The organism is Paenibacillus sp. 37 (assembly GCF_008386395.1).
In the GTDB taxonomy this organism is placed as follows: Bacteria; Bacillota; Bacilli; order Paenibacillales; family Paenibacillaceae; genus Paenibacillus; species Paenibacillus amylolyticus_B.
Map to the genome: position 1 here is coordinate 5353613 of NZ_CP043761.1, position 11964 is coordinate 5365576.

Below are 11964 nucleotides of genomic sequence, written 5' to 3' on the forward strand. Positions count from 1 at the left end.
CGGCTTGAGATCATTCGAGTATCGGGTTCAGTAGTTTAAAGTAGAGTTGCAAGAGTGACTCTAGCTTGCTCTTCCGCCATTTCATTGAACGGAATCCACATACAAAGTGCAGGCTGTCCTCCTGATGAACCACTTGTAACGTTAAGTCGTACAGTTCAGACACCGGCACTCCCGAAGCAACTGCACCAGCGTTATAGAACAAAGGTAATGTTCCTGTACCGGGCTCCTGCAAGAGTGTACTAACATGTTTGGTGTGGAAGGTCTCTCTGCCATCTTGACCCTTGGATTGATGGATAAGCTGGAATAATTCATTAAATTGTTCCAACGAGCCGAAGTCCAGATCAAATACTTGAATATAGTCGGCCTGCCCAATGGCTGCATGCACACTCATCCGATCACTGTTGGAGGTCTGTGCGAGAAGGTACGCAAAGCCGGCAAATAAAATATCATCCACCTCCACGTCCCACCTGCTAGCAGCATTCACCACACGATCATAGAGTTCTGCTGATAAGGCAAACTGCAACTCTTCTGTTTCGTTTGATGTTGAATCTCCTTCCACGAAATAATCCATGGACAAGGGGATGCGGGAGCGGGATACATGGATTACATCCATCTCTTCCAACTGATTCTCGATAAAAGCGGTAATATCCGAAATAGTTGGCAAATTAAACATGTCGGTTATTTTCACAATTCCTGGATATTGGTCATCAAGTCTGGCATGTGCTTTGATCATCAGTACAGAATCGCCGCCGATCTCAAAGAAATGCTGATTCACACCAATGTGAGCATTGCCAAGAACTTCGCTCCATATCTGTACCAATTGTTTTTCAATATCATTGGCAGGAGCCTTGTATTGGACCTGAGCTGTGTGTAGAGCTGTTGGTTCAGGTAATGCATTACGATTTATTTTTCCATTTGCTGTTAAAGGAATGGCTTCCAACCGGATAAAGAATGAAGGCACCATGTACTCCGGCAATCTGGATATCAGAAACTCTCGCAATTCAGCAATGGAAACTTCTTGATCAGAGACATAATAGGCACACAGATATTTTTTCTTTTGCTCGTTCTGCCTGTCCATTACATACACACGCTTCAAGGCGTGGTGCTGAATGAATATGGCTTCAATTTCACCAAGTTCCACGCGATGCCCCCTGATTTTGATCTGGTTGTCCTTTCTGCCCAAAAATTCAATGTATCCCTCTTTGCGCAAGACGCCATGGTCTCCCGTTCTATACAATCGACCAAGGAGCGGATGCTGAATGAATGCTTTCTCCGTTTTATCCAAGTCATTCACATATTGATTTGCAAGACCTACTCCGCCGATAAACATCTCACCTGGAACATCAACCGGACATGGACGCAGTTTATAATCGAGCACATGGAATGTTTGATTCGCCAACGGATACCCGTAAGGGATACTGTTCCACTCATCAGATATTGAATTAATAGGGTAATATATAGACCAAATACTAGCCTCTGTTGCACCACCGAGACTCACAATGCTTGCATCAGGACACAGATTTCTGACTTTGCCCGGTAACGATAGAGGTATCCAGTCACCGCTGAGCAGTATAAGACGAAGACTGTTTTGACGGTTACCCTCGTTTGTAATGTTTACTGCTCTTTCTATATCAGAACTTTGGATATTTAACTTAGCCAGCGGAGCGGTCTGTGCACCCAGGACTGCTACGGAACGTTCCGATAATAGGGATGGGTCAGCAGCCATTGGGTTTTCGCCATAGGATACCGATACGCTTGGACCTTGTCTGATATAATTGCTGCTGCTCCATTCTTCCGTAGAAGCCATTTCATCTTCTGGCTTCAATCCTGCTTCCACCGTGTGAAGCCAGATCTGATTTTCATTTAAATTGAATAACGGTTTTACTTTCTCAAAAGGCATATCTCCGATCGAACACATTCCAATGCCTAACATCTCTCCAACACTGTTTAGTGTGGATACCATAATTCCGGTATCAATAAGGGAGTATAAATAACCTTGCGCACCATATTTCGGCATGGTTGCTTCCGCGTTGTAAATGAAGAAAACAGTAAACGCTGAAGACTGATAAATGGACCTGTTCGTGTAATAGTGCATTTCGTCAGTGAATGACTCATTCCCATGAATAAGGCGTACCGTGTGATCCACTGGACTAAAGTAGTACAAGCCCGCCTCCATTCCCGCAACTCTTCCTTCCTTCACATACACAAACACATCTATCGGGTATAGTCCTCCCGCAGAAGGATAGTAATAACGAATTTCCTGTCCTTGATCATACTGACCCAGTACTCCCATCAGATCGGAGAACTGTTTCATAGTGACAGGCTGATCCTCCTTAAAGGAACGATGAGAACGTCGCTTGGAGATGAAATCAGGATATTCAACACCACGCTCCAGTGAGACCTCAAGTGTGGTGTTCTCACCGAAATTACGATGCAACTGTATTTTTTTGAATGCCTCGTATGCCTGTGCATCGTATGCCACCTTTTCGTCATACGGATTGCGGAATAACTGCGTCTGCTTCTTGAAAATTTCTGCTGGCTCCATAAGTCCGCTGACCAAAGCACGTTTGCGAATAAGCAGTTCCATGAGCGAATTCACTTCACTAGCAGGTACATTCGGGAAGAAAGAAGCAATCTCGGATTGCCGAATTCCCTTTTGTGCCAAGAAATACAGTTCAGGGAACATACCTGTTGCATATGCAGGGCATTTGAACTCATCCACGTAGATATGCTTTCCATCCATTCGCCACAGTGTGGAGAATGACCAATGGTATACCGATTCTACTGACTCTTTCTCCACAGCCAGTTGGGTTGACGCCTGAATCTCTTCATCACTTGCCCAACGGTAGCTTCGTCCAGCATCGGATTCCAGGCGATCCATGAACATATCCATAATTGCTGGAACCGAATTCCAGATTGTAACCTGATGGCGATCAACGGCCTCTTTCATCATTCGGATATCTCTTTGGTCGGATACAATTACGAGAGCTGCACCCGAGGAAAGTGCACCGAACACGTCATATACGGATAAATCGAAACACATGGAAGATACGCCAAGCATGCGATCCTTCTCATGAACACCGAACTTTCGGTTCATATCCTGAATCGTATTCGTTACAGCCCCATGAGTAATCGCAACACCCTTCGGTCTACCCGTACTTCCCGAGGTATAGATTACATATGCAATATCATCAGGTGTTCCAGATGGCTCACCTTCGAGTAGAGGATAACCTGAAGCCGAGACCTGATCATAGGCATCCACGTCCAATACAATTTGGCAATCACTATTCTTAAGCATGTAAGCTTGCCGATCTTCAGGATAATCCGGATCAAGTGGTACATATGCCGCACCAGTGCGAAGTATAGCCATTACATTTACAATGGTCTCCATACGGCGCCTTGCCACAACGCCAACTCGATCCCCTCGCCGGATCTCCTGTTCAAGTAAATATCCTGCCAGTTGACCAGATCTTCGGTCCAGCTCCGAATACGTCATCCGCTCATCCTCAAACAACAATGCGTCCTGATCTGGATAATGTTTAGCCATACGGTCAAACAAATGTTGCAATGTTGTTGGCAGGATATTTTCTTCTGATTGGTTATACCTTTCCAAAATGCTGCGATCGACTGAAGGAATGTCAGGCCCCGTAATCGTTTCTCCCGCAATTAGGCCATCCAGCAGCGCAATATATTGCGCAAACATCGTTTCGACCACATGTTGGTCAAACAAGTCATCCACGTAATCCCAGGTTAGCGTTAGTTGCCCTCCCGCATCCGAAGCCTGATGATCCAGATATACCTGCGATGTTTGGCTGACCCCAGTTCGAACCTTTCCAATCAGTCCCTGAGTTGCTTCAGATGTCTCACGTTCATTAAAGATCATACTTGTGAAGACAATTGGCATTACGGTCTTGTTCCCCATTTGATGGTGCTTGGAGAGATCACGTATGAATTCGATGCCTTCATAATGCCTGTGCTCCAGCGCCTCCAGTATACTGTCCTGAACATGACGCACATGACCCATAAAATCATTCCCCGAAGCCATATCCACATCAATTAAAATCATGGAAGTAAAGTCCCCAATGATATCCTGTATGCTTGGGTGGAATGGATAACGATTGAAGACTGTCAGGTTCAGTGCAATCTTCTGTTGATTGCTCCAGTACGATAAGATCTGGGCATAGGCTGCACAGAGAAGCGCTGAAGGTGTTAGCCCGTGTACATTAGCAACCTTTTTCAATATCTCCCAACGCTGTGGTTCAAACACTTCATTAAGTCGCTTGAATTTGGGCTCGCTGATCTGTGCAGGATCTGTCTTCAATGGGAGTGCAGGTGCTGCTGGGAACTCCTCTACTCGGGCAAGCCAGTATTGTTTATCAGCCAGGTACGTATTCGATTTACGGAATTCATTGTAAGCAAGAATATAATCGCGGAATGTAAATGGATTAGGCTCCGGATCAATCTCGGGATGATGATAGAATTTCAGTAGATCATTATTGAAGATCTGTGTGCTTGCCCCATCAGCAATGAGCAGATCATATCCAAACAACAGCAGATGTGTATCCTTAGATATTTTTTTCGCACGTATCTCAAATAATGGCCATTGCTCCAATTCAAAAATATGATGAGACATACGTTCTCTTTCGGCTATGATCACCCGTTCCATCTCGTCAGGACTCAAACCACTGATATCTTCAATATCCATTCGGTATACCGGTACATGTGGCAGGATTCGTTGCTCTCCGGTAGGCAGGATAATTGCCCGCAACATAGGATGATGTTCAATCAGCTTGATTAGTGCTTCATTGAAGCGCGTCATCTCCAGTTGAGTTTCGAATTCGAGGTACCCGTGTGTGGATGTGCCTCCCATTTCAAAAGCCTGACTTCTTCCTGCGACATAAGCCATCTGTACCTCGGTTAGCGGGAATGGTCGGCCTTCAGGATCAGGGCATGGATCATGCTGAGGATAATGAATTGTTCCCACTGACTCTTCATTTTCCACAGAGCTCTCAAGCAAAGACGCCAGTTCATAAATATCTCTCAGGGCCATAAATTCCTTGAAGCTGAGACGTTGATTGAATTCCTGCCCAATCCGATTCACCAGCTGCACCATTAGAATTGAATTGATCCCCATCTGGAAAAAGCTGTCGTGAGTTCCTATTCCATTCATACCAAATACCGATTCACAGAGTTCAATCAGCTTTTGCTCCGTTGGGCTTTCTGTTCCTGCAAGTGCACTGGACTGTTGTCCAAAGGTTGGTTCCGGTAACGCTTTCCGATCAATCTTTCCATTGGGTGTAAGTGGAAATTCAGACAACTGGATTAAATGCTGAGGAACCATGTAATCCGGAAGTGCTTTTGCCAAAAGACGCTTCATCTCCAGTTCGTCATAACTGCGCTCCGCTGAGTAATAGGCTACCAGTACCTTTGTTCCTTGCATGTCCACTTTATCTATAACGACAGCCTGCTTCACGCTAGGAACTGTAGATAATCGGCTTTCAATTTCTCCAAGTTCAACCCGATACCCCCTGATTTTCACTTGGGAATCCCGTCTGCCAAGGAATTCAATGTATCCTTCTCTTCGCAAGACTCCAAAATCACCTGTGCGGTATAAACGTCCCAATTCAGGATGATTAAAAAATGCATTGTCGGTCCTCACCCGATCATTAAAGTATCCTTCAGCCAATCCTGCTCCACCGATGCAGAGCTCACCAATGACATCGACTGGGCTCAGGCTACCCGTGTAATCAAGCGTATAGAATGTCTGATTCGCAAGTGGTCTTCCATAAGGAATGCTCTTCCAATCAGACTTGACAGTATCAATGGGATAATAGATAGACCAAATGGATGCCTCTGTCGCACCTCCCAAGCTGATAACCTGTGCCGAAGGAAAATGCCCATGTACTTGCTCTGGCAATTTCTTTGGTATCCAGTCCCCACTGAGCAGGATGAGTCTTAGTTGTTCATTGGTTTGATCGGTTACGTAATCTGCCATCAGTTGCATAATGGCTGGAACTGAATTCCAGATGGTTACTTTATGCTGTTGTATCGCGTCGTACATGTCATGAATATCACGTTGGTCAGCAATGATCACAAGTGCTGCACCCGTCGCAAGTGCACCGAAAATATCATAGACTGACAGATCAAAGCACATTGAAGAGATACCAAGCATCCGATCTTGATCCGTCACTTCAAACTTCATATTGATATCCCGAATGGTATTCATTGCCGGGCCATGGGCAGTAGCTACCCCTTTTGGAGTTCCCGTGCTGCCAGACGTATAAATAATGTAGGCAAGATCGTCAGGTGCTGCGTTATTTTCCAGTGGCTCCACTGGCAATTCAGCCAGTCCCTCAAACGTATAAAGTTCGGGTAATAACAGCATTTTGCAGTTACTATTTTGTAAAATGTATTGCTGACGATCTTCGGGATAATCGGGATCAACAGGCACGTATACCGCTCCTGCTTTGAGAATGCCGATGGTATTCACAATTGTCTCCATACCACGTTTGGCTAACAACCCCACCCGGTCTCCCCGTGTTATTCCTTGTTGCGTCAAGTAATGAGCGAGCTGATTGGAACGTTCATCCAGCTGTTGATAAGTCAATTGCTGATTACCGTAAATCAATGCTGTCTGATAAGGAGTCTTGGTCGCCTGCTCCATAAAAGACCCATGCAGTGTAGATATAGGAAATGATTGTGCTGTTGCATTAAATGCATTCCAGATGGCCTTATCCTGTTCAGGCAAACCTGGTAAAAACTCGATATTCTCTTGCTCACACAGATGAGTAATTATCGCTGTATAATCATCGAACATGGCGGAAAGTGTATCGTAATGAAAAAGATCCTGAATATAGTCCCAGTTAATGGTCAGTCTCCCGTCAGTCTCCATTACCTGATTATCAAGGTAGACTTGGGAGGTCTGACTGATACCCATTTTCAGATCTCCGATATGCTGCCAGCTTCCGATGGCATCCACAAATAATGTGCTGGTATATACAATCGGCATAATGGCTGAAGTACCCGCTTCTCGATGACGGGCCAGTTCTCGAATGAATTCCACGCCGTCATAATGTCGATGTTCCAACATATTGAGCATGCCACTCTGCACGTCTCTTGCTTGTTCCCAAAAAGGTTTGTTTTTTTGTTCGTTAATGTCGAGCAACATGATGGATGTAAAATCACCGATAATTTGATTGGTTTCTTCATGAAATGGAAAGCGGTTGAACGCCGCCAGATTGATGGCAAGTCGATCCTGATTGCTCCAACGGGCCAAAACTCGAGCAAAGGCAGTACATAGAAGCGCGGAAGGTGTTACATTTTTTTGCTGCGCCTTATGCTTTAGTTGCTCCCACAGATCTTGTTCCAATACCCAGCTTAGCCGTGAAAATTGCGGTTTCTTGATATGTCTGGGCTCCTGCTTCAGTGGAAGTGCTGGAGCGGAAGGGAATGTGTCCAACTGATCCATCCAGTACTTCTTGTCACGTGCGTACATTTCACCCTTTTTCAGTTCTCCGTATGCCATCATATAATCCTTGAACGAAAACTTGAGTGCAGGAAGTTCCTTTTCCGGCTCACGGCAATAATGCACCAGGTCCTCTCCAAGGATCTGGATACTCGCACTGTCACAGATCAGCAGATCATAACCAAATAATAGGTAATGCCGTGTATCATCTATTTTAAAAGCTTTGAATTCAAACAGCGGCCATTGGCTCGGCTCAAACACATGATGGGACATTCGTTCCCGTTCCACCTCAATGTGTTTCCACTTTTCCTGCTCATTCAGATGGCACACATCAACGATTTCCAGTTGATAGTCTGGTACCTGTGGCAATATTCGTTGTATGCCCTCCGGCAATATGACCGCTCGCAGCATTGGATGACGCTGAATCACTTTTTGCAATGCTGTCTGGAAATGCGTCATGTTCAATTTGGTTTCCAATTCCAGATAATAGTGAGTGGATGTCCCCCCCATCTCAAACCGCTCGTCTCGACCTAACAGATAAGCCATCTGTACTTCTGTCAAAGGGAAGTCCTCATACAGGGTCGCCGGTTCCGGCTCTTGCTGGGGATACTCGGATATCGCACCAGCTTCCTTGAGTGCACCAATCAGATGAACTGCAAGCTTCGCCAGATTCATACCTTCAAAGAACGTGTGGTAGTTTAGGTGAACATGGTATCGTACCCGTATTTCAGTAATAATGCGCATCATTGATATTGAATCAACGCCGAGTTCAAACAAGTTGTCGTATACATCTAACCCGGTAAACCCGAGAACATGTCCCACCAGTTGGGCAAGTTCCTTCTCCTTAGTTGTATATATACCGTTATCTCGTCCGTGCAGTTCAACCTTTTGTTCATACTCAGTTCTCGTCAGCTGGTTGTTATGATAATTCAAATGATTACGTTCCTGTTGAATTCGAGCTGTCATGGCTTCCGAAAATTGAATAACCCTTGACGACTCTATCAACGGTAGGAGTTCACTCGCATAATTGGGCTCACCGATCAACACTCGGCGTATACGACGGCTCAATACCATGTCAAAAGCACTGATCGCTTGATGAGTCGCTAACGTCTTGAATGCTGTATCCACATTCAGACCAAATCTGGCAGCCATCCCGGTTTCCTTCCAGGCCGGCCAGTTAATAGTTAGCGTTCGGCCCGTTCCATTTGCGCGGTAAGACGCAAAGCTATCCAGAAAACAGTTTGCAGCAACATAATCGCTCTGTCCCGGTTCTCCTAACATGGATATGCCAGAAGAAAACATAACGAAGAAATCGAGTGGTTCCTGCGCTGTTATTTGATTCAGAACCCAGGTTCCCTGAACCTTCGGTCTCAGAACCTCTTGGAATGCAGTCTCTTCCTTACGGATAATCAAGCCATCATTGGCAACACCAGCGCTATTAATTACCCCATGGATTTGTCCATATTTTGTTCTCAACCTCTGCACAACCTGAGTCATCTGCTCCAGATCGGAGATGTCTGCACTGATTAATTCAACACTTGATCCTCCGGCTTCAAGCTCCATAATGGTTTTCATTCGTTCAATCATTTCTATGGATATTATCTTTGGATCTTTTTCTTGAATAAGCTTGTCCCACACAGTGCGATCAGGCATCGCCGTACGACTGATTAGTGCCAGACGAATGCAGCGTTCATCAGCCAGATGCTTCGCGAATTGCAAACCAATTCCGCCTGTTCCACCAGCAATAAGATATAAACCGTTCTCACGAATAGTCACTTCCTCATGACTGGCTTCCAGAATATTGGCAATATCCAATTCTTCTACGTATGACTGATTATGTCGATACGCCACTTGGAAACGGTCATGGGAGCCATTCAATTCTGCATAGATCGTATCCGCATCGGTATCTGAATCCACATCAATGAATCGGCAGGATATCTCCGGATACTCCTGTTCAATGACTTTTGCGAATCCGTTAAGCGTTGCATTCTCCGGTCTTACCTGACCTTCATAACCCGTAACTGCATTCGCTAGAGAGGATATGAATTGAAGCTGCAGTCCCTCTGTCATATGATGATGTAGAAGGGCACGGGTCAAGTAGAATGCACTCTGAATTCCACGGTCCTGGCTTAACTTCAATTGTTCCTCGCTTTGTAAATAATCATCTGAATCATTCTCTGCCAGAGTAAACCCGTGAATGATACGGGTTAGCCCCTGACCCTTCATATCATCCAATAACTGAATGTAGTCACTTTCATCGCCACGAATCACATAGTGCGAATCATCATACTTCTCGTAACGATCCCCCCAGGCTACCTGAATGACTCGTGCTTCGGGCTCACGCTCCAATCGGACCGTCAAGGCAGCACTGATTTGATCGTTTCCGCGGAAGAGAAGTACGGCGCCTTTCATTTGTGAGACGACAGAATCTCGAGATACAGGCGTATATCGTTGCCATACAGCTTGATAAAACATGCCCTCTGCCTGTACCTTTTCTGATCTTCTGTTACGTTTTGGAATGTCGATCCAACATCTGTGCGTCTGAAATGCGTAGGATGGCAAACTGACCTTGAATACACTCTGATTCGCATAAAGCGCTTCCCAGTCAGCATCGCCCCCAGAGACATAGAATGAAGCAGCCTGATGTAACGCATTGATGTCTTGCTGCCCACTGTTCATGAATTTTCCAAGAGCTTGTCTCAGCGATACGCTCATCTCATGCCTGGATGAGAGCGACATTCTGAATTCCTGATCCGCTGCCTCCTCATCTTGAACCAGCTTGTGAAAGCCTGTATAGATGTGCGAACCATGTGAAGTACCAAAGAGCTGCTTTGAACGCTCCAGCTGGATAAGTTTCTGATGCAAATCGATGTTGCTGTCCATTATGATTGCTACCCGATATGGGAATTTCCCTCTTCCCGTGTTGGCGGTATAACATATATCTTGTAATGTTGGCAGTTCATCTTTTTCAAGAAAATAGATATACTTACTGATCATCTGACGCAGCGATTCCTCAGACTTGGCGGACAACGTCAGAATGGATGGATCTGTTACAGAAGTGTTCGCTTTATGCTCTGCATTTGCCCGATCCGGCGCTTCCTCAAGCACAAGATGGCAGTTGGTTCCCCCAATTCCAAAAGAACTGATACCACACCGTCTTGGGGTTGTTCCATCCGTGGTCCACTCTCGCAGTGTAGTATTCACGTAAACGGGTGATCCACTGAAGTCAATCGCTCTATTTGGCTTTTCAAAGTTCAAGGTTGGAGGGAGTTTTTTATTTTTCAGCGCCAGAATTGCTTTAATTAAGCCAGCAGTTCCAGCCGCTTCGTACAGATGACCGATATTGGTTTTAACCGAACCAATCGCACAAAATTGTTTCTTGGAAGTATATTTCTTAAACGCGTTCTGAATTCCCTTAATCTCAATGGGATCTCCCAATTCTGTCCCCGTACCATGCGGTTCAAAGTACGAGATCGTTTCGGGATCGATGTTACCGTCCTCCCACGCTTTTACAATCAACTCAGCCTGAGTGGACGGGTTCGGTACAGTCAATCCGCCAGAACTTCCATCCTGATTGACGGCCAAACCTTTAATTACCGCATAGATCTGATCACCATCACGCATTGCAGCGTCTAGTGGTTTCAGCAATAAAGCAGTGACTCCTTCGCCCATTCCCGCCCCATTTGCAGAATCATCAAATGTTTTGGTCCGATAGTCTGGAGATTCCATCCCGATTTTCTCATTCTGATTCTCGCGTGTCATGAGATGAAGTTTCACACCGCCCGCGATTGCCATATCACATTCCTTGTTCCGTATGGCCTGACATGCCATGGCGACAGCTACGAGCGAAGAGGAACACGCTGTATCAACAACAATACTCGGTCCCTTCAGATTCAGAAGATACGAGATTCGATTGGATAATATGGAAGCCAAATTTCCAACGATGGACAGTGCACTCGTCTGCATCGTTTCGGTAATATATCGCATATACATATCTTTGATATTGTTGGAAAAACCTACATAGACACCTGTATTGGTGCCCGATAATTTATCGTTACCGTATCCTGCATCTTCCATGGCATCCCATGCCGTCTCCATAAACAAACGCTGATTAACATCCGTTAAACTGGCTTCTTTGGGAGGTAAACGAAAGAATTCATGGTCGAATTGGTCAATATTGTCCAGGTACGCCGCTTCGTAATATTGAATATCTCCCTCAGGTATATCCATATAAGAGAGAATAGCGTCCATATCCGATTTTCGTGTCTTGGGAATGGGACGTATACAATCTACACCACTCTGGATATTATCCCAGTAGTCATCCAGTGTTTCCATATTGGGCAATTTGGCTGAAATACCGATGATGGCGATATCCTTGACGGGTTTCTTTTCCCCTTCTTTTAGCATTTTCACGATCTGAGCCGCCGTTGTTTTGTTCATCTTCTGGTCCTTGACACTCTCTACCAGGAGCTTCAGAATTTTCTCCACGCTTCACGTCC

Annotated in this window: 1 protein-coding gene; it reads right to left on the reverse strand. The window is 45.4% G+C overall.

From position 1 onward, the window contains the following. Positions 1–10: 10 nt before the first annotated feature. Positions 11–11953, reverse strand: coding sequence for a non-ribosomal peptide synthetase (locus tag F0220_RS22930; protein WP_149846771.1), 11943 nt, complete (start codon positions 11951–11953; stop codon positions 11–13). Between the last annotated feature and the right edge of the window lie 11 nt (positions 11954–11964).